At 25.7% G+C, this 21285-nt stretch carries 16 protein-coding genes and 1 pseudogene; 15 read left to right on the forward strand and 2 right to left on the reverse strand.

Features of this window, described 5'->3' with window-relative positions; all coding sequences use genetic code 11:
• The 9 genes from J8J04_RS01805 to J8J04_RS01845 form a co-directional block, all read left to right on the forward strand.
• A partial coding sequence (locus J8J04_RS01805; protein ID WP_212331515.1) for a lambda-exonuclease family protein occupies window positions 1-509 on the forward strand: 509 nt, incomplete at its 5' end.
• 64 nt (window positions 510-573) lie between these two features.
• Window positions 574-1206 (forward strand): dTMP kinase, encoded by a 633-nt coding sequence (gene tmk, locus J8J04_RS01810; protein WP_212331519.1) that lies wholly within the window; start codon window positions 574-576, stop codon window positions 1204-1206.
• The gene (locus J8J04_RS01815) at window positions 1190-1339 is read left to right on the forward strand and encodes a hypothetical protein (RefSeq protein WP_212331536.1); all 150 of its coding nucleotides are present in this window, start codon (window positions 1190-1192) and stop codon (window positions 1337-1339) included. Before tmk ends, J8J04_RS01815 begins: the two co-directional genes overlap by 17 nt.
• Before the next feature lie 38 nt (window positions 1340-1377).
• Window positions 1378-2007 (forward strand): hypothetical protein, encoded by a 630-nt coding sequence (locus J8J04_RS01820; RefSeq protein WP_212331539.1) that lies wholly within the window; start codon window positions 1378-1380, stop codon window positions 2005-2007.
• Window positions 2001-3497, forward strand: coding sequence for a replicative DNA helicase (locus J8J04_RS01825; protein ID WP_212331549.1), 1497 nt, complete (start codon window positions 2001-2003; stop codon window positions 3495-3497). Before J8J04_RS01820 ends, J8J04_RS01825 begins: the two co-directional genes overlap by 7 nt.
• Window positions 3498-3521: 24 nt before the next feature.
• Entirely contained in the window at window positions 3522-4844 is a 1323-nt protein-coding gene (locus J8J04_RS01830) for a toprim domain-containing protein (RefSeq protein ID WP_212331553.1), read from the forward strand.
• 73 nt (window positions 4845-4917) lie between these two features.
• Window positions 4918-5553: a phase variable surface lipoprotein gene (locus J8J04_RS01835; protein WP_212331555.1), complete on the forward strand. Its 636-nt coding sequence runs from the start codon at window positions 4918-4920 to the stop codon at window positions 5551-5553.
• Between the two features lie 534 nt (window positions 5554-6087).
• Window positions 6088-7029: an IS3 family transposase gene (locus tag J8J04_RS01840; protein ID WP_212331557.1), complete on the forward strand. Its 942-nt coding sequence runs from the start codon at window positions 6088-6090 to the stop codon at window positions 7027-7029.
• A gap of 988 nt (window positions 7030-8017) precedes the next feature.
• Window positions 8018-9586 (forward strand): multidrug transporter, encoded by a 1569-nt coding sequence (locus J8J04_RS01845; RefSeq protein ID WP_212331561.1) that lies wholly within the window; start codon window positions 8018-8020, stop codon window positions 9584-9586.
• A 448-nt stretch (window positions 9587-10034) separates the two neighbouring features.
• On the opposite strand, the pseudogene J8J04_RS01850 reads toward J8J04_RS01845, so the two are convergent.
• Window positions 10035-10453: pseudogene (locus J8J04_RS01850) on the reverse strand (sigma factor); the annotation flags it as partial.
• A gap of 423 nt (window positions 10454-10876) precedes the next feature.
• Complete coding sequence (locus tag J8J04_RS01855; protein WP_212331573.1) at window positions 10877-11038, reverse strand: hypothetical protein; 162 nt, start codon at window positions 11036-11038, stop codon at window positions 10877-10879.
• Window positions 11039-11835: 797 nt separating this feature from the next.
• Here J8J04_RS01855 and lysS point away from each other — a divergent pair.
• From lysS to pheT, 6 genes are all read left to right on the forward strand, one after another.
• Window positions 11836-13452 carry a lysine--tRNA ligase gene (gene lysS, locus J8J04_RS01860; RefSeq protein WP_212331576.1) on the forward strand — a complete coding sequence of 539 codons (1617 nt, stop codon included), beginning with the start codon at window positions 11836-11838 and terminating at the stop codon, window positions 13450-13452.
• Window positions 13453-13473: 21 nt separating this feature from the next.
• Window positions 13474-16296, forward strand: a complete 2823-nt coding sequence (gene dnaE / locus J8J04_RS01865; RefSeq protein ID WP_212331578.1) for a DNA polymerase III subunit alpha — start codon at window positions 13474-13476, stop codon at window positions 16294-16296.
• A gap of 154 nt (window positions 16297-16450) precedes the next feature.
• On the forward strand, window positions 16451-17248 hold the full coding sequence (locus J8J04_RS01870) for an HAD-IIB family hydrolase (protein ID WP_212331589.1): 798 nt from the start codon (window positions 16451-16453) through the stop codon (window positions 17246-17248).
• Window positions 17249-17294: 46 nt separating this feature from the next.
• Complete coding sequence (locus J8J04_RS01875) at window positions 17295-17654, forward strand: hypothetical protein (RefSeq protein WP_212331592.1); 360 nt, start codon at window positions 17295-17297, stop codon at window positions 17652-17654.
• A 92-nt stretch (window positions 17655-17746) separates the two neighbouring features.
• Window positions 17747-18769: a phenylalanine--tRNA ligase subunit alpha gene (gene pheS / locus J8J04_RS01880; protein ID WP_212331611.1), complete on the forward strand. Its 1023-nt coding sequence runs from the start codon at window positions 17747-17749 to the stop codon at window positions 18767-18769.
• Complete coding sequence (pheT, locus tag J8J04_RS01885; protein WP_212331614.1) at window positions 18766-21192, forward strand: phenylalanine--tRNA ligase subunit beta; 2427 nt, start codon at window positions 18766-18768, stop codon at window positions 21190-21192. Before pheS ends, pheT begins: the two co-directional genes overlap by 4 nt.
• Window positions 21193-21285: the final 93 nt, after the last annotated feature.

Here is a 21285-nt window from a genome sequence, read left to right on the forward strand (position 1 = left end):
TTCATGATAAAATCTTTGGCACTACTTTCACAAGCAACAAATACACCGAACATGGTAACAAAATGGAACCAATCGCCCGTGCTTTCTTTGAAAAAACCACTCAATTAAATTATCCTGATGCTATCTTTACGGATGATAAAGCCCAAATGTTTTCCGCTTCTTTAGATGGTTATAATTCCAAAACCAACACCCTCTTAGAAATCAAATGTCCTTATGTGGACAAAAACAACAATATCTCACCATCATGGAATGGTTTTTTAGCAAACCAAGAAATCCCTTTAAACTACTGGGCCCAAGTTCAATGTCAACTTTATTGTTCCCAAGCTAAATTCGCCTATTTTTTAGTTTATTTCAATGATAATGATTATCATGTAGTGCGTATTTACCAAGAAAATAACTTCATTAATAAAATGATTCAAGATGGTAAAAAATATTTAGAATTATTGCACAATGCCAAACACGAATTACAACAAACAACTTATTTAAAACAATTAACTAAATTTAAATAATCATTAGACCTTCAATTGAAAGGTCTTTTTTTATACCAAAAATTAGTACTAAAGGAGAAAGAAAATGAAATTAATAGTTTTTGAAGGTCTCGACGGTAGCGGAAAAACAACTTTAATTAAAAGAATTAAAAAACAATTAGAAAAACAAGGTCAAGAAGTTATCACTTTACAAGGATTAGGCAGTTCTTCTATCGGCCAACCTCTTCGCGACATCTTTTTAACCAATCCTCAATTAAAACCGTTAACTCGCTATTTGTTGAGTTTTGCTAATATGTTGCAAATCCAAGAAGAAACAATTCAACCCCATTTAAAAACTAACAAGATCATCTTAATTGATCGTTGGCTAGGTTCTAATTTCGCTTATCAAGCTTATCCGCATCATATTGATAAAAAATATCAAATGTTTAATAAATTAAGTAAAAACTTCCTTAAACCCAATCTGACTGTTTATTTACAAGTAGAACCTCAATTAGGTTTAACACGCAAAAAAAACCAAAAAGACCATAAATTAGATGTGATCGAATCAAATCCTTTATCATATTTTAATCAAGTAAGCCAAGGATATGAAGCGTTTTTAAAAAGAAAAAACCTCGGTCATAAGTTAATCTTAAAATCAATGAATAACAAAACAGCCTTAACTAACCAAAAACTAATAATCAAAAAAATAGGAGCATTATCAAATGGCGATCATAACTAAGAAAATATGCCAAAACGGCAATACTTACATCTATTTTTCCAATGGCAAAATCAAAACCATTAGAAAAGATGGCACCATTACTTGGAAAACAAAAAGCATTTTTAAAACCAAAAAAACCAACAAAAGACCTTAATTTAAGGTCTTTTTTTATTTAAAGAAAGGAAATATCAAATGTTAACTAACCAAGATTTTATTAATATTAACCAATTTAACACTAATAACCAAACTGTGAAAATTTTAAAATGCTTTTTTAATAAAGCGACCTTTAATCTTGCCATTAATGAATATATGACAATCAATCACCAAAGATTAAATGATTATTTTGAAGATCATTATATCAATTCCCAAACTCAAAAAGTAATCCGCGGTAAAATCAATGAATACCTCATTTTATTATATCTTCGAAATCAAGGCATCACTAATTTACATCCCCAAGCTTATTTATTTTTTATCCCCGACATTAAATTTGATTTAGTTTTATTTACTCAAACCAAAAGAATCATCGCTTTTAATTTTAAAACCTGCCTCCGTGAACGTTATAAACAAGCCATGGCGGAAGGACAGCAACTCAAAAAATTAGACACCCGTTTTGAATTCTATTTATTAACTAATAACGAAACCGAAACTCAAAGACTAAACGATAAAATCCAGCAAGGCAAAATCCAAGGCATTAATCAAATAATTAACGTTTTTTCTGCTTCAGCTAACCATTTCTTCCAAAACTTACTTACTAATAAATTCATCCCTTTTGCTAATATCAATCTAATTAAAAACCAAAAAGGAGTTAATATAAAATGTTAACCAACGAACAACGAGCCTTACAACAATTAATAACTTATATCGAACAAGGTCAATGGGAAAAGTTAACTCTTTATTGTCAAATAATCAACCCCCAAACTCTACTGGACCCCCAACATACAAAAATATTGACAGCTTTACAATATTTATTTTTAGAAAAACAAACAACTAATCCGTGGGATAAACCCACTACAAAACCAACTATTATCCAAGAGTTATTAACATATTTACAAACTAATTTCCCACAAGATAACTTTACTTTAGATGCTTTAAATTATTTAAATGATGATTTTGTAAACCAAAATAATACTCATCTTTTAGACAATCTAAAACACACCTACAACCAAGAAACTTTATTCAAACAATTAATAAAAATTATCAGCCCCACATACGAAAACCAAGACCCTTACCACAAAAACTTATATTACCAAGCAATCTTTGATAAATTAAGAAACTTTATCTCTTTAATCCCTCATAAAAACGATCAAACCCTCTTTCGTTTAAACCAAATGGTTGTTTTACATCCTGAGTTGTTTGACACCGATAACAAAACCAAACAAAAAATAAGGGAAGAATATTACCGTTTATCTGAAACTTTTCGCGGTTTAAATCAAGCCACAAAAGGATTCAAAAAAGGCCAAATCATCACTATTGGTGGCTATACTGGTTTAGGTAAAACCACTTTTGTCTACAACCTTCTGTTAGATATCACCAAAACCAAACACCAAGAAAGTTCTCATTATCCTCATATTTTAGTATTTTCTTATGAAATGACCTTAGAAGAAAATTTAAGCCGTTTATTAACCTACCAAACTCAAATACCTTTAGAGGTTATTTTAGATAAAAATCTGGAAGAATCAAACATCAAACCCCAAACCTACACAGAAAGGATGAAACAAGCCCAACAATTTTTTGCCAACATCAATTTATCATTTAGTTATGATAAAAGTAAAAACATTGCTTATGTCATTGATTTAGTTTATCGCCTTCATTTGGAAAAACAAGTAGAAATTATCGTCATTGACCACCTCCAAATAACTAAAACCACCAATCACCTAGAAAATGACCGTCTAGCCATTGATGAAATTATGACTAAATTAAAACAATTAGCCATTGAATTAAACATCGTTATTATCATTTTATCTCAATTTTCAAGAGATACATACAGTAATTACAATGGTAAATCGCCAGAAATAACCGCTTTAAAAGGGAGTGGTGGAATTGAAACTAACTCCGATATCGTTTTAATGATGGCTGAATTCCAACCAAAACTATCCAAAGACAAAGAAAAGCCCATAAATATATATAATTCGACCTTAAATCAACTATATTCAGAAGCTAATGACAATGAAAATCAAAAAATAATCGAATTATGTATCAAAAAAAATCGTAGTGGTGCTAAAAAAACCTTACTTTATCATTTCGAAATGGCTACGCAAACCTTTCAAGAAATAGGTTATGTTTTACCTTATCAAATGGAAACTTATTATTAATCAAAAAAACTAGGAGTAAAATAAATGAATTATCAAGAAAAAATAAAAAACATTCAAACTAATTTCCCTATGTCAGTTTTATTAAAAAAATTAAATATCATCCCACCTAATTTCAACCTTAAATATCGTTTTCCTTGTCCTATCCATCAAGGTCAAAATCCTACTTGTTGTCATTTAACTTTAGATAACAAAATACATTGTTGGAAATGTTGTAAAGATTTCGATATTATTGATGTTTATAGAGAAATAAGAGGCATTAAAACTTTCCATAACGTCCTCCAAAAAATTAATAATTTTATGCAAACGCAAGAATTTAAAACCTTAATCCAGCAACAAAATTTAATTCCTCATTCACCAACCAACCCCTTCAAATATCAACACCAACCCAAAAACATCAACCCCATCAATGAAAAAGAAATTAATGCTAAAAAAACACAATTATTTAAAAAAATATCGCCGTTATTTAACCAAATTAGAGATTATTATCATTATTTATTAACTTCTAATCGCAACAACGAAGCAATACTGGGATGGGAATATTTAACCCAAAAACGCAAACTAACTCTCGCAACCATTAAAGCATTTAAACTAGGTTATGCCCCCTTATCAGATAAACCTTTCTCTTTTCGTCTAGTCAATTATTGTCAAAAGAAAAATATTGATACCACAAAATTAGTTGAATATGGTTTTAGCAAAGAAAAAACCAATCAACAAAATAAAAAATATTATTACGATACTTTCCATGGTTCCATCATTATCCCCATTGAAAATGGATATAATAAAACCTTTCATTTTTATCAAAACCATTTTCGGGATACTCCCTATTTTCAACCTAAATACCAATCGATCAACAATTTTAGTCAAACCCCCACTTTTTATTTTACTTATCGTTTTTTTGAAGCTTTACCATATATCAAACAAACTAAAACCATCATCATTCATGAAGGTTTTTTTGATGTTATAAGTTGTTATCAATATGGAATTAAAAACGTAGTTGGGTTAATTTGTGTCACCCAATTACTTTCCCCAGCGCAAATAGCCATTCTCAAAAAAGAAAAGATCAAAGTCATTATCGCCTTAGATAACGACGAAACAGGTCAAAAACGCAGCCAATCATTAGGATTACAACTAAAAGAAGCCAATATTATATACGAAATTAGATGTATTTTGCCACCATATGATAAAACTTGTAAAGATGTTGATGATTTATTACGCCAATTTGGAAAAGAAGCCTATCAAAAATGTTTTTTAGCGCCATACATATCACATGAAGAGGCTAAAAAGAAAATCATAGTCGATTTAGCTGTTCATTTTTTTGGCCAAGATAAAGTCGAAATAATTAATTAAATTCATTTTATTCTATATTATATTTAGTTATAAATAACACCTAAATAACCTCAAAAATAAAAAGGAGAAAAGCATGAAAAACGAAACAAACCAAGGCATTATTAAAGGTGGTTGGGTAACAAACACAACACCCACTGATGTAGAACAAATAAAACAATTTCTTAAAATTTTACAAGAAGAGTTAATTAATCTTACTGTTATTACTCATTCTAAAAAGAAAAACACCTATCAAGAAGCAAATTACCGCCCTAAAAACCAAACTCTCTTTGTTGATTCTCAAATCTTAGCTGAAATTAAACAAACTAAAATAGCGCTGATTAATAATAATTTATCTTCTAGTAGTACTAAACCATTACTTTCTGATTTACCCCCTCTTAAAACACAAAATAATACCCTTAAACATCTATTTGATATCTTTCAAATCAATTATAAAAATACATCTAAAAACATCATCAAAGAATTAATTGGCAAAATTAATCCTCATAAACTAGAAACCTTACAATTATACCAATTAGACCCTAATAAAGTAGATAAATACAATAAACCTATTAAAACCAACTATAAAAAAAGCTTAAATATTATTTATTATCAAGAAAAGGATTTAAAATATATCCAATTTTTCTTAACTAAGTCAAAACAAGGTTATCGGGTTAAAAAAGTTAGATCTGGATATTTATCAAACTTAAGAAAAAAAACCAAAACTCAATAAATAATTATTACCACTTTATTACCATTCTATTACTTTTTAATTACCATTTTATTACCATTCTATTACCATTCTATTACCACTTGGTTACCATTTACCCCTTCCAATATCCTATACAAACACAAACACTTTTAACGAGTGATATTTTATATTTTATATCGATAATGATAATGATACTCGATATTTGATATTATCGTTGTATCTTTTAGCTATCATTATTATTAATCGATATAATAAAGATTTCTTTTTTAAAAACTTAATTTTTTTTAAATTATTTAATTTATTAATCAATTTTAATTTTAAAATTAACTGCCTAACCAATATTAAGAGGATGATGTTTTTATAAAATAAACCCAAACACAATCCTCTAACGCGCTGAAGCGCTAACAAAAATTATAAGTACACATAAATAAAAAAAGAAATACTAAAAATCCCCCCATTTGCGCGCACCCCCCCTTTTTTTTCATAAATATAATCATTTAGAGTTATAATACATGATATATAAAAATATATGAAAAAAGGAAATAATATTCAATAATGCATAAATTAAAACAAAAATTGAAATTATTGCAAAAAATGCTTTCTCAAATTCAAAATATTAACAAAGAAATAGTTTTTAAATTAGTGAAGCAATTTGAAAAAGATCTTAATTTAACTACAATCTTAAAAACTATCCAAATTAAACGAAGCACATATTATTATTGGTTAAAAACCAAAGCAAAATTAAAATTAAAACAAGAAAAATATCTTTTACAACAAAAACGTATTGCATCTTTATGTAAAATGCATGAATATTTTTTAGGACATCGAAAAATTACGGTTTTATATCAAAAAATATTTAATGAAATTATCACTAAGAAAAAAGTTTATCTTATGATGAAAGAAAAAGGCATTTGTTGTCGTTTAAGAATTAAAAAGAATAAATATCATTATCATTCTTTACAAGAAAATTTAAATATAGTGCCTAATTTAATTAAACAAGACTTTAAAACAACCCAACCGATGCAAAAACTCTTTACGGATATCACTTATTTTAAAACCAACGAAGGTTTTTTATATTTTTCTTGTATTATCGACGCTTTTAACAATCAAATTATTGCCTCACATATTTCTAATCGTCAAAATAAAGATTTAATTTTAAATACTATCAAAAAAATACCTAAATTAAAAAAACCTTGTATTATCCACTCCGATCAAGGCACAGTTTATCAATCCCCCAAAATACAACAAACACTAACTAAAAAAGGTTTTCTTATCAGTATGTCACGTAAAGCCACCCCTCGTGATAACGCCCTAATTGAAAACTTATTCGGCCAAATGAAAAGTATTTTATTCTATCGTGATCCTTTTTTATTTCAAAAATCTCCAGCAAAAATAAAAAACATAATTAACCAATTCCCTTCTTTTTGGAATAAAAAATGGTTGTTAACCAAATTAAACTATCTTTCCCCTATCCAATATGCACAAAGTTTAAGATAAAAGAATTAAAAAACTTTTAAAAAACAAACCTTTTAAAAAAAGGTAACTTTTTTGCGCTTTTTTTCAATAAAATAATATAATTATAAACAAAATTCATTTTCTTTTCATTTTGTATATGAGTTTTTAACTTTTTTTACTTAAATATATAGTGAGGGATAAAATATTAAAAAAATATCTTTTGAAACTAACAAATTATGAAAAAACATTAGACACAATTGAAACTAATCGAAATGCTTTGTTAGTTTGAAAAGATATGCAATTATCACTTAATTTCAATCCTTAAAGAATAATTTTATAGATAAAAATTGTCTAAAAAAAGGGAACAGCGCACATTTTTTTGGGGCACTTGAAAGTTGACATTTCTTGGGTTATATGCTATATTTAGATATGTTATATTAATATATTTATAAATATCCGAGTATAAATATTAAATAATTTTAACTTCAAACATTAACAAATCAAGATTAAAAATGCTTACTTTTTTCATTTTCATATTATTATGTTTATTATTAAATAAGATATTGATAGTAACAAACTGTTATAAAACTGTTAGTTATTTGATTTTAAAATGTATTTATACATATGATGAATTTTTTTCACTCGATAGCCTTATTTGGTTTTAGTTAAGAAGGTTTGGATATATTTTAAATCTTTTTCTTAGTAGTAAATAATATTTAAACTTTTTTTATAGTTGGTTTATTAGGATTGTTGTATTTATATATTTTTATTAGAGACTAATTGATATAATTATAAAGTTTCTAATTAATGAAGATGAATTTTACCAATCTATTATTTACTATTGTTTGTTATTATATAAACATAATTATTTATATAAACTTATATAAATAAATTATTATCGTAATATCTGATATCCATGTGTAATTCATAATTCTCATTTTGCTTAATTTATTTTAAGCAATAAGAATAATTATTTTAATTTTAATATTTTTTTTAAAAACTATCATCACACTTGGAAGGAATTAATTAAATGAAGCACGAACAAGAACTTCTTGGAAAAAAAGAAAAATTAAATAAATTAGTTTTAGAAGGAAATTTGATTAAATCTTTATGGATTATTTCCTTTCCTATTATTGTTTTTAATGTTTTTAAAACTCTTTTTGCCAATGTTGATACTTTATTTGCTGTTGGAAGTGTTAATCCAAAGGCTATTGGTAGTTTTATTCAATTTTCCAAATCAATACAAGTTATTATCGATTCTATTGGAATTTGTTTAGGAATTGTAGGAGTTACTTTAGTAACAAGGGAAATTGGACGTAATAAAAACGTATATACCCCTAAAGCACACCAAATAGTATCTTCAGTATTTGTTTTATTAATTTTAGTAAGTTTTGTAGTTGCTTTTATCATGGTTATTTACGCCGAACCTTTTTGTAATAATATTATGGGATTGGGCAAATATATCTTAAATAATGATTTATCCCATGAAAATAAAAAAAAATGTATTTTTGCTTTTAGATTAAAAATGTTAGGAGTTATTTTATTAGCCATTAATGTTTTCTTTTTAGGAACTGAAAGAATTTTAAGAAAAATAAAAAAAATATTAATTTTAAATTGTATCATGATGGCTTTAAAAATTGGTTTAAGTTTTTTTATTTTTTATATCATGAAACAACAAAATGCTTTAGGATTAGAAATAGCTTCTGTCTTAGCTCATACCTCTATCACTTTAGTCGCTTTTGGAACTCTTTTTAATAAAAACAATCCTTTTTGTTTGAAAATAAAAGATTTTTCTTGTAAAAGTTTTTTAGCCAATAAACAAATTATTAAAACTATTCTTAAATTTTCCATTCCTTTAATGTTAGGGAAAATGATTTATGAATTTGGTAGATTATTAACTTTATGGATGATAGAAAGCAATCCTCAAACTCCTTTTTGTGGCTTTCAGGGATTAGGAGATGGAACTCTTGGCAAAATAGGGGTTGCTGATGGAGTGGTTGGTTTATTTGCTCAAATATCTTTTGCCCTTAAAGAAGGACAATTAATGATTGTATCTGCTAATTTAGGAAACAAAAATATTAAAAGAGCTATTAAAACTTTAGTAATTTCTTGTATTTCTGTTTTGTTAATTTTTATGATAACATACTTAATTTGTGCACCAACAAAATATTATGGTTTAGGTTTAGGAGAATATATATATTTATTTTTCAAAAATTTAGGAAAAACTACAAAAGATACTATCATACCTGAAGGTTTCTCAGAATTTTTAATGGGAGCTTTGTTAACAACTGGTTTAATTACTACTCAATTAGAAATTTTATCTATTTTTTTAATTGCTACTAAACAACCTAAATATGATTTATTTCTTAGTTTCGGACGTGTCTTTTTGTTTAGAATCCCCTTCCTTTATTTGTTAAGAGCCTTTGTCTTTTTACCAGAAAGCAATAATGAATATTATGTTTATAGTACAGCTAATTTTTTTTCTAATTTAATTATGTTTTTATTTATGCTATTCTTTTGTTGTCGTTCTATTGCAAAAATTAAAAAAAATGAAACAAATGATATACTTGCCAAAAGCGCCTACAAAAATAATGTATAAAATATAAATAAACATAATCTAGTAATTTCATTACTTTTGATAAACTATTTAATTTCTTTGGGAAAATTACTTTTATTTTAATCATTTTAAACTCTCTTAATTGAGAGTTTTTATTATTTCCTTATTTCCCTGATTTTCCTCACTCTCAAAAAGATTTTATTTAAATACAAATAAACAACCCCAAGAAAAAAATCAAATCATTATTTAAATTACCAAAAAATAAAATTTATCAGCAAATATCAAATTAAGAATCCAAATTTTTATAAATGATTAATATTTTAATGATAACTTAAATAAGTTATAATATAAATTTATTTATTATTTCCTTGTTGTTTTAATATTTTAATTTTCTTTTATTTTTCTTTATTTTTTTCCTTTTTATTTCCCTTTTTAGTTCTTTTTTTCCTCTTCCCTCTTCACAAAAAGAAGCAAAAAAAATAAACAATTAAATATTTCCTGAGGGAAAGCCAAAACTTAATCTATTAACATTAAATTCATTTTTGCTTAGTTTGTTTTTAAGTTTGTTTAAAAATAATTCGTGATTTATTTTTTTAACTATAATTGATGTGGATTAAGTATTTTTTGGCTAATTAATGATTCATGTTTTTCTTCTTGAAAATAAGTATTATTAGATTTATGAGTTTTTTAAGGAATTGAAGGAGAATGACTTTTTCTTATTAATTCTCTGATTTCTGATTTAATAGTGGAAGTCGCACAAGCGATAAAGTCATATCCTAAATCTTCATAATTATTTAAGGCTTTAATTAAACCTAAAAATCCTTCGTGATATAAATCTTGTTTTTATAATAAAATCGGATAGAATTTAAACCTGTTTACTATCTTGTTTAATAATGTTAAATGTAAATTCGATTAATTATTTTCGAATTTTTAAAACTTGCTTAATTAACTTTTATGATGTTCATGGTCGACTTTTTCAAATTTACAAAACTCATTTAAAAGAATAATTAAAATAACACCAAAAATTGCGTGAATTGCACCAAAAGATAACAAAGTGATTATTTCATGATTTTTCAATATTTTCTTATTTTTTTTAAAAAACAAAAAGTGTCTAAACTTTTGGAACATTTCAACCCTTATAATAATAAAAATTTACTTCAAAGAATTTACTTCTAAAATAGTAATATTTTAGTGTTTGTAATCTTGACGAATAATTTTTTTAATAGTATTTAGTGTAGTAGTAGATATTTCAATCAAGCCATCTAAGGTCAAAAACAGCAAAATGATTACACCATGTTAAAAATTTTAATAATTATTTAACAATAGGTCGTTTTAGCTCTTGCTTAACTTTCCTTGACGAAAATAATAATGATGATTGATATTACAACCTGCTTTTGAAGATTCTAACACTTCAATATCATTAATCCCATCTAAAAAAAGACCAACATAACAAACTTGAGGAGTTCCAGGAGCAAAAATTTTCGCAAACACCATTGTCAAAACAAATAGGTTGAATAGGAACTTTATTTTAGTTTATAAATCAAATCAACATCTTGTTTAATGGACCAATTAAGGCTTAATTGTTACTAAAATTTTTCACAACGTAAAAAAAAAAATATTTATATTGAGAATTTTCATGATTTTTTAAAATCTTGATAAATAATAAATTTAGGATAAATATGATCAGTCATAAAATCAAACATTAAATTATAATTTTGACTTAAAGCTTCAATATCATTCTAATTCCCCGAAATAGAATCCACCTTAATATAATCCAGAAGGAGTAAAGCCACGATCATCTGTAGATGGGTAAAAAAATAATAAATGAACTCTAGGCATAGCTGCTCCAAAATCTTCTTTTAAAATCTTACGAAGTTCATAAAAATTCTTCCCTAAAGAATCAGCGTAAGTGATTAATATTATTTTATTTTGAAATTTTATAACTTTTTGTTACCGTATTTGTCAAAATTTATAATTAAAAATAAGAATTTTTTAAGAAATAAAAATAACTAAAAATAAATTAATTAACATGAAAAAAAATAAGAGACAAAAAATAATAACCATTTTTAATTTTGACATATTTTTAAAAAAAAAAAAAATGTAATCAATAATACAATTAATTATACAATAAAAAAATAATTTAACAGATGATATTTTTAAAAATAATAAAATTTCACAAAAAATGGTAATAAATAAAATATAAATGAAAACAAATCATCATTTTTTTGGTTTAATTAAAATTAATATTTTATAATAAGAATGATGTTAATTACATTAGGAGAACATTTAAAATGATTAAAATAACTAAAAAAGAAACTAAAAAAAAAATCACAATAGACGCAAAAAAAACAACAGATACAACTAAAAAAATAACAGAACAAGAAAAAATTAGATATCAAAAAGTAAAAAAATTAAAAGAATTAAAAATTAACCCTTTTGGGCAAAAATTTATTTGCACTCATACCATTGAAGAAATTATTGCGGGTTTCAAAGAAGCTAATCAAGAATCTTTAGCAGAAAAACAAATAAATGTAGCTATTGCAGGAAGAATTGTTTTAAAAAGAGGACAAGGAAAAGCTGGTTTTTTACATTTACAAGATTTTAATTTTCGTTTACAAATCTATCTTAGATTAGATTTATTAGGGAGCAAATCCTTTCAACTATATCAAAATTGTGATTTAGGAGATATTATAGGAATTAAAGGATTTTTATTTAAAACCAAAACTCAAGAGTTAACTATTAAAGCTTTACAATTTATACATTTAACAAAAGCTTTAAAACCTTTGCCTGATAAATTTCATGGTTTACAAAACCGAGAAGAAATGAGAAAACAACGCTATGTTGATCTTATTGTTAATGAAAAAACTAAAAACGTATTTGTTACTCGTAGTTTAATTATTAAAAATATTCGTAATTTTTTTGATAATGAAGGATTTTTAGAAGTAGAAACTCCTATTTTACAAACCACTTTAGGAGGGGCTTTAGCTAAACCTTTTATTACTTCTCATAATGCTCTTAATTGTAATTTTTATTTAAGAATCGCTACTGAATTACCTTTAAAAAAATTAATAGTCGGCGGAATGAAAAAAGTTTATGAAATTGGCCGCCTTTTCCGCAACGAAGGAATTGATGCTACTCATAATCCTGAATTTAGCACCATTGAAGCTTATTTAGCTTATGCTGATATGTCAGATATTATGGTTTTAACACAAAAATGTTTACAATATGTTTGCCAACAAGTCTTAAAAACTTTAGATTTTAGTTATCAACAACAAGACATTAGTTTTCATCATTTTCATAAAATAAGTATGACAGAGGCTATTAAAAAAGCAACTGGAATTGATTTTACAAATAATTTCACTTTAAAAAAGTGCCAGAAATTAGCCAAAGAACATCAAATTAATCTAATGTCACATTTTAGCAAAGGTCATATTATTGAAGCTTTTTTTGAAAAATATGTTGAAAGTGCTTTAATTCAACCTACTTTTATTTATGGCCACCCTGTTGAAATTAGCCCTTTAGCAAAAACAAACAAACAAGATCAACGTTTTACCGACCGCTTTGAACTTTTTATTGTTGGCAAAGAATTTGCTAATGCTTTTAGTGAACTTAACGATCCAATAGAACAAGAAAAACGTTTTTTAAACCAATTAAAAGAAAAAGAATTAGGTAACGATGAAGCCAATGATATGGATTATGATTTTTTAAATGCCCTAAGTTACGGTATGCCTCCAACTGGTGGTTTAGGAATGGGGATTGATCGTTTAGTTATGCTTTTAACAAATACTGACAATATTCGTGATGTCATTTTATTTCCTCATTTTAAAAATAAAAATAAAGAACTATCTAAAGAAACTAAAGAGCGATCTAAATGTGTGATCAACAAAACGAATGAAAACAAAAAATAAAGATATCAAGGTAATCTTATTATGTCATTTTTAAGAGGTGTTTTTTATTTACAAAGTTTTTATAGTTTATTACAAAGTCTTAATTCTTTAGAAAAACTAGTACTCCAAGCTAAAGAAAATGATTATGATTTCATTGCTTTAAGTGATGAAAATAATTTATATGGTATGCTTACTTTTTTAAAATTATGTCAAAAACATCAAATTAAACCTATTTTAGGAATTAAAATAAATTTTACATGGAATAATCAAGTTGGTGAACTTTTAGTTTATGCTAAAAATGAAACAGGAATCAAAAATTTAATTCAATTATCAACTATGGTTAAAAACATTGATAAAAACAATATCCCTTTAGCTAAAATCATCCCCTTAGGAAAAGGTTTATTCACAATTATTACAGGACTTTGCCCTTTTTTTGAAAAACTATTTAAAACCCAAGAAAAAAAAGTTTTTAAGGAATTATTAAACCTCCTTCAAGACATATTTGACGATGTTTTCTTAGGAGTTTCTTTTCAAAGCCTCTTTTTAGAAATGCTTTCTGATCATATCTTAGATTTTGCTGCTCATTTTCACTTACCTTGTCTTCCTGTTCATAAAACTAATTACATCACACCTGAATTTAAAAAAACTTGGCAAATTTTATCTCAAATGGAAAACAGAAAAATCGAATCTGATTTAGATCTTTCTTTTTTAACTAAAAATGGTTTTGACAATAAATATCAAAATTATAATACTATATTGCATTCTTGTAAAAAATTAATTAATCAAATTAATTATCAAAATTATCAATTAAAAAATATTACTCTCCCTTTTTATCTAGATTATCAAAACGACAAATCTCAAGATAACAAAAAAGAAGATCAACCAAAAGAGGAAAAGGCAAAAACCATTTCCCTTCAAAATTATTTAAAACAATTATCTTATGAAGGATTAAAAAATTATATAAATCCCCAAAATCCTCAATATCTAAAATATCAACAAAGATTAGAACAAGAGTTAACTATTATTCATGAAATGAATTATCATAATTACTTTTTAATTGTTAATGATGTCATTAAATACGCCAAAAAACAAGGTATTTTAGTAGGTCCTGGAAGAGGATCTTCTTCTGGTTCTTTAGTTTGTTTCTGCCTCCAAATCACAGAAATTGATCCTTTAAAATATAATCTTATTTTTGAAAGATTCTTAAATCCTCAAAGAAAAACTATGCCTGATATTGACCTTGATTTTCCAGATAATAAAAGAGATATAGTAATTAAATATATGTGTCAAAAATACGGGTTAACACATGTCGCAAACATTATTACCTTTGGACGCTTTATGAATAAAAAAGCTATTATTAAAGAATTAATTAAATTTAAAAAAGTGATGCCTTTTCAAATAAAAGGTATTTTTTCCTTTTTAAATTATCAAGCTTTACAAAAAAATAAAGTTTTAACTCCTATCCCTGTGTCCATGGATTTTAAAATGAAAGAATTATTACAAATGGCTTCTCATTTAGAAGAAGTTCCACGTTTCACAGGAACTCATCCTGCAGGACTTATTTTAAGTCAAAGCGATTTAACCAAAACCATTCCTTTACAAAAATCAAATTACAACAACTTACAACAAACCCAATGGGAAGCTACTGATTTAGAAACAATTGGTTTATTCAAAATAGATTTTTTAGGACTTCGTAGCCTTACTTTAATAAAGAAAATAGTAATAGCTATTAATACGATTAACCCTAATTTTTCTCTTTTTGATATCCCTTTAAAAGATGAAAAAACCTTTAAACTTTTACAACAAGGCGAAACATTAGGTATTTTTCAATTAGAATCACCCAAAGCTAAATTATTTTTACAAAAAATGAAGCCTCAAAACTTTGAAGAATTAATTGCTTTATTAGCCTTAAATCGTCCTGGTACCATTGATTCTTTTAATTTGTTTTTAACAAATCGCAATCGCAAAACTCAACAGCAACACTTTTTTCATCCTTTAATAAATGAAATTCTAAAACCAACTTACGGCATAATTTTATATCAAGAACAAATTATACAAATTGCAGCTAGTTTTGCCAAATATACTCTTGCTGAAGCAGATTTATTTCGAAAAGCTATTAGTAAAAAAGAAAAAAACCTTTTATTGCAAGAAAAAGAACGTTTTTTAAATAAGAGTCATCAACAAGGACATAACTTATTATTAGCTAATAAAATTTATGATTATATTCTTAAATTTGCTAATTATGGTTTTAACAAAAGTCACAGTGTTGCTTATTCTTTAATCAGTTATCGAATGGCTTATCTGAAAGCTAATTTTAATATTATTTTTATGATTGTTTTATTAAATGACGCTCTTAATAATTCCTTACAAACTTATATTTTATTGCAAGAAATAGCAAAAAGTAATGTTTCTTTAGAAAAACCAAATGTATTTACTAGTAGCAGCAAATATTATTTTAACTTTAACCAAAATAAATTATTTTTACCTTTAAACATGATTAAAGGCGTTAATCTTAATTTCTGCCACGAATTAATCAAAAAACGTTCCCAAAAATCTTTTGAATCCTTCTCTGATTTTAAAGAAAGATTAGCTTTTTGTTTAAATGAAACAATTCTTACTAATTTGATTTTTAGCGGCGCACTTGATCACATAGGTTTTAATCGCAAAACTTTATTCCATAATAAAAATTTAGAAGAAGTTAAATATTATCGTTATTTAGAACATTATGAACCTGTTTTACACCAAGAATATTCACCTCAAGAATTAATTTCCAACGAAATCAAAGTTTTTGGTTTTAATTTAACCAATTTAAAACTCACAAAAAACAAAATAATAAAAACATCAAAGCACTTATTATCAAAATAATTCCTATGATTTGTTATAATTTATGTATACTAATTAAAATATGCTACCATGATTATCATTTTATTTTTTAATTATTATCGATAATCAATATAATTAATTTATAAAAATAATTCACATAATTAAAATATATTTAAAAAGGATATATAATTCATTCATGACCAAAAAAAAACTATTTTTTTTCGATATTGACCATACTCTATATTACAACGAACAAAAAGAAATACCTTCACAAACTAAAAAACTATTAAAACAACTCTCAAAAAATCCTAATAATGTTTTAGGAATTGCTACAGGACGTAGTTATTCAGGAGTTAGTGTTTTAAAAGGTTTAATGCCATTATTCCAATATTTTGTAGTTCTTAATGGAGCTATGACTTTTAGACATGATCAAATCATCCAAGCAACTCCAATATTACAAGAAGATGTTTTGAAATTAAACAAAAAAGCTTATGAAAAACAAATAGCAATAGTTAATGTTGAATTTAGAAAAAAAGATATTTTAGAACAAAAAGATCCCGATTCGCAACCATTAATCAACAATGACACCCTTCAAATCCAAGAAGAAAATAAAAAAATCTTTCATCTTTCCAGCTTTGAAAAACCAATTTACAAAATAAATTTATTTCATGTTAATACTGCAGTAATTATTGATTTATTAAAAAATTTCCCTCAATTACATGCTTATTTTTGGAAAAATGGAGTAGTTAGCCTCAGCGCTAAACAAATTAATAAAGCTTATGGCATCAAACCAGTTAAAAAAAATTATCCTAACTATCAATTAATTTGTGTAGGAGATGGCTGTAACGATGTTGAAATGTTTCAATCATCTAATATTGCTATTGTAATGAATAACACCAAATATCCTGATTTAAAAAAAATAGCTCATTTGGTGGCTCCTCACATAGAAGAAAATAAATTATATGATTTTTTTAATACACATAATTTAATTTAAAACAACCACAATTAAAACAACAAAGAAGAAAGAGTAATATAAAACAATGAATCAAACACCTAAAAAAGCTTTAATTAAAGAAAACAACCTTTATCCTCGCAAACATAAATTTTATCAAACTTTATTACAAAATAAAAATTATCACTTAATCCTTATTTGTTTAGGTATTTCTGTTAATTTAATAACAATTGTTCTTTTTAAAGATAAGTTACGCACCCAAGACCCATATTATCAATTAACTTATCTTTATTTAACAGCCATGGTTTCAGGAATGTTTTTAGGGGGATTAATTTTAGGACTTAAAAAAGGAGCTATGGGAGTTTCTTTAGGGGTTTTTGTAGGTTCTGCTTTGGGATTATGGTTATCATTATTAACCAAAGGCCACATAATTTCTTGGTTAATATAACTATTTAATTTATTTGAAAGCACAATCTAACAAGAAATTCCATAAATCAAAAAAACAAAATTAATAAGAATAAGAAGGATCTTGACATTGTTATGAAAAATAAAATTAATCTTTTAAAAAAACAATTCAATATTAATTTAAATAAAGAAAAAAATAATTTAGAAAATTTATTAACTTTAGAACAAAAATTTTTAGGCAAAAAGGGGATTTGTCAACAATTAAATCAAGATTTAAAATTAATCGATCCTTTAAAAAAGCCAATTATAGGAAAACTAATTAATCATTTTAAACAAGAAGTGATTGCATCTTTAACCAAAAATAAGTCATTTTTAAAAAATAAAGCTCTCCAATCACAATTACTGAAAGAAGAGATTGATATTAATTTACCAGGTTTCCTTTTTTCACAAGGATCAATTCATCCTCTTTATCAAATTGTAGAACAATTAGAAGATTTATTTTTATCTTTAGGATATCAAATTAAAGACGGTAATGAAATTGAAACAGATTTTTATAATTTTGAAATGTTAAATATTGCAAAAGGTCATCCAGCAAGAGCTATGCAAGATTCTTTTTATCTTAACCCTGAACGTCTTTTAAGAACTCATACTTCTAACATTCAAGTAAAAGAAATGTTAACTCACCAAGGAAAACCTTTAAAAATTATTTCTTCAGGAAAAGTTTTTCGCAAAGATAATGATGATGCTACTCATAGCCATCAATTTATACAATTAGAAGGTTTAGTAATTGATCAAAAAATTAATTTCGTAAACTTAAAGCAAACATTACTAACCATTACTCAAGAATTATTTAGCCCCTCACAAGAAGTTAATTTTAGACCTTCATATTTCCCTTTTACCGAACCTAGTATTGAAGTTGATTTAGTCATTAACCACAAAGATAACACCAAAGAATATTTAGAAATTTTAGGAGCTGGTTTAGTTCACCCTCAAGTTTTAATTAATGCCAACTATGATCCTCAAAAATACCAAGGATTTGCTTTTGGCATAGGAATTGAAAGAATCGCTATGATTAAATATCATATTGAAAATATTCGTCATTTCTACACTAACGATCTTTGTTTTTTAAAACAATTTGCAAAGAAGAAAAAAGCATGAAAATTATTGCTAACATTTTAAAACAATATTTACCAAAAATACCTCATCATGACCAACTTTTTAACTTAATTAATAATTACATTTGTGAAGTCAAATCTTGCACTCAATTATCTAAAAATACTAATTTAATAGTTGGTAAAATCTTAAACTATAAAAAAATACCTAATTCTAAAAAATTAAACTTAGTCACAGTTGATATAGGGACTAAAATAGTTAAAATTGTTTGTGGTGCTGCTAATTTAGCTAATAATCGCAAAGTTATTGTTGCCTCTAAAGGTTCTTTTTTAGAAGGGGTTCAAAAAACTATTAAAAATAAAAGTATTTATGGTGTGTTTTCAGAAGGAATGATTTGTGCTTTAGATGAATTAGGTTTAGACCCTAAAATTTTAACCCCAGAAGAACAAACAGGAATTTATCTTTTTGATGATCCTAACGATAAAATCATTCTTGGACAAAACGCTTTAATTCCTTTAGGGTTAGCTGGTTTAATCTTGGAATTAGGAATTACTCCTAATCGCGCTGATCTTTTATCTTATGTTGGCTTTGTCAAAGATTTAGAAGCAGTTATTAAAAGTCATCCTTCCCAAGAATATCAAATAAAATCCAACAGTAGAAAAATTTTATCCCTTCATCAAATGTTCTCCAAAAAACTTGTGCCAAAGTCACCCCTCAAAATAACTATTGAAAGTAATGCTTGTTATGAATATAACGCTTGTATTTTAGAAAATATCTCTATCAAACCATCACCCTTATGGTTACGAAATACTCTTTTAAAATCAGGAGTAAACCCTATTAATAATGTTGTTGATATTACTAACTTAATTTTACTTGAATATGGCATTCCTTTGCATGCTTTTGATTCCCAAAACATAAAAAAAATTAAAGTAAGACAAGCTTTAAAAGGAGAAGAAATAACTACTTTTAATCAAAAAATATATCACTTAGAAGAAAATGATTTAGTTATTACAGATGGTCAAAATGCAATTGCTTTAGCAGGTATTGTTGGCCTTTCATCAAATAGAATCAAAAATAATACCAAAAATATTATTTTAGAAGCTGCTTATTTTAAACCAAAAACTATTATTAAAACTACCCAAAAACTTAAAATCAAAACTGAAAGCTCCTTAAGGTTTGAAAGAGGGATTGACCCTAATTTAATTCCTTTAGCTTTACAAAAAGCATGCTCTCTTTTAATTTCTTTAGCTGATGCTAAAATAACTTCACAACCAGTTCAACAAAAAAAACAAGAATTAAAAGCAAAATCCATTACTCTACATCTTGATTATATTCAACAAAAAACTGGTATTTCTTTTTCTTTATCGCAAATCAAAGAATGGTTATTAAACTTAAATTATCAAGTTATATCCCAAAAGAATGAAACTTTAGAAGTTGCTCCCCCTTTAAGTAGATATGATGTTAAAATTAAAGAAAACATCATTGCTGATTTAATTCGTCTTTATGGTTGCAACACAACAACTATGCCAACTGTTTCCTTGTTATCTTCTCAACAAAATAAAATGACTTTACAACAAAAAAATCTTCGTACTTTAAAAAAATTATTAATGAATTTAGGTTTTTATGAAACTATTACTTATAGTTTAATTAGTCAAGAAATGTTTAATGCTTTCCATTATCAAAAAGAACATATTGCAATCATCAACCCATTATCACAAGATAAAGTTATTTTAAGACAAAGTTTATTAAGTAGTTTAACTGAAGTTTTAAGTCATAATCACAAAAGGCAAACTTTTGATAATGCTTTTTTTGAAATTGGAAAAGTTTATTATCCCCAAGAAGAAATATTAACCTTAGGTTTAGCTTTAAGTGGTAATTTCTTAAACAGTGGATGGATAAAACAAAACATTACTAGTTCTTTTTTTGTTTTAAAAGGGATTGTCGAACAAATAAGTGCTTTTCTAGGAATCAATCTTACTTATCAAAAAAGTTCTTCTAACTTAAATCTTCATCCCCATATTCAAGCTAACCTTTTATACAACAATGCAATCATTGGAATAATTGGGAAAACTCATCCTCAATTTAATGAAAAACATCATCTAAAAGATAGTTTTCTTTGTGAATTTTTATTAACTAAAACTATTTTAAACCAAACACCAACTACTTTATATCAACCTATTTCTAAATTTCCAGTAATTACTCGTGATTTAGCTTTTTTCATTAATCAAAAGTATTCTTTTGAACATGTAATACAAACCATCAATAAAGACTCTTCACTTGATTTGATTAATTGTGAACTTTTTGATGTTTATCAAGTAATCACATCCAATCAAGATAAAATTCGTTCTTTAGGTTTAAGATTTTCTTTTTCTAATCCTAATAAAAACTTAGATAAACCAACTATTGACCAAAGAATACAAACTATTATTCAAACTTTAATGAAAAAATATCAAATTCAAATTAGGTAAAACCCTTAACTATTTTTTTACATCAAAAATTACAAAAAATATTATATTTCCTTAAAAATTTCAAAAATAACATTAATCATTAAATATGATAAA

Origin of the sequence: 'Fragaria x ananassa' phyllody phytoplasma (assembly GCF_018274325.1) — a bacterium.
Taxonomy (GTDB): Bacteria; Bacillota_I; Bacilli_A; order Acholeplasmatales; family Acholeplasmataceae; genus Phytoplasma.

What these genes read in the sequence shown, in the direction of transcription:
- dnaE (WP_212331578.1), top strand. Translation starts at nt 13,474, where the DNA reads ATGTCATTTTTAAGAGGTGTTTTTTATTTACAAAGTTTTTATAGTTTA.
- J8J04_RS01855 (WP_212331573.1), bottom strand. Translation starts at nt 11,038, where the DNA reads ATGGTGTTTGCGAAAATTTTTGCTCCTGGAACTCCTCAAGTTTGTTAT.
- J8J04_RS01815 (WP_212331536.1), top strand. Translation starts at nt 1,190, where the DNA reads ATGGCGATCATAACTAAGAAAATATGCCAAAACGGCAATACTTACATC.
- lysS (WP_212331576.1), top strand. Translation starts at nt 11,836, where the DNA reads ATGATTAAAATAACTAAAAAAGAAACTAAAAAAAAAATCACAATAGAC.
- J8J04_RS01825 (WP_212331549.1), top strand. Translation starts at nt 2,001, where the DNA reads ATGTTAACCAACGAACAACGAGCCTTACAACAATTAATAACTTATATC.
- pheS (WP_212331611.1), top strand. Translation starts at nt 17,747, where the DNA reads ATGAAAAATAAAATTAATCTTTTAAAAAAACAATTCAATATTAATTTA.
- J8J04_RS01845 (WP_212331561.1), top strand. Translation starts at nt 8,018, where the DNA reads ATGAAGCACGAACAAGAACTTCTTGGAAAAAAAGAAAAATTAAATAAA.
- J8J04_RS01820 (WP_212331539.1), top strand. Translation starts at nt 1,378, where the DNA reads ATGTTAACTAACCAAGATTTTATTAATATTAACCAATTTAACACTAAT.
- J8J04_RS01870 (WP_212331589.1), top strand. Translation starts at nt 16,451, where the DNA reads ATGACCAAAAAAAAACTATTTTTTTTCGATATTGACCATACTCTATAT.
- J8J04_RS01835 (WP_212331555.1), top strand. Translation starts at nt 4,918, where the DNA reads ATGAAAAACGAAACAAACCAAGGCATTATTAAAGGTGGTTGGGTAACA.
- J8J04_RS01840 (WP_212331557.1), top strand. Translation starts at nt 6,088, where the DNA reads ATGCATAAATTAAAACAAAAATTGAAATTATTGCAAAAAATGCTTTCT.
- pheT (WP_212331614.1), top strand. Translation starts at nt 18,766, where the DNA reads ATGAAAATTATTGCTAACATTTTAAAACAATATTTACCAAAAATACCT.
- tmk (WP_212331519.1), top strand. Translation starts at nt 574, where the DNA reads ATGAAATTAATAGTTTTTGAAGGTCTCGACGGTAGCGGAAAAACAACT.
- J8J04_RS01875 (WP_212331592.1), top strand. Translation starts at nt 17,295, where the DNA reads ATGAATCAAACACCTAAAAAAGCTTTAATTAAAGAAAACAACCTTTAT.
- J8J04_RS01830 (WP_212331553.1), top strand. Translation starts at nt 3,522, where the DNA reads ATGAATTATCAAGAAAAAATAAAAAACATTCAAACTAATTTCCCTATG.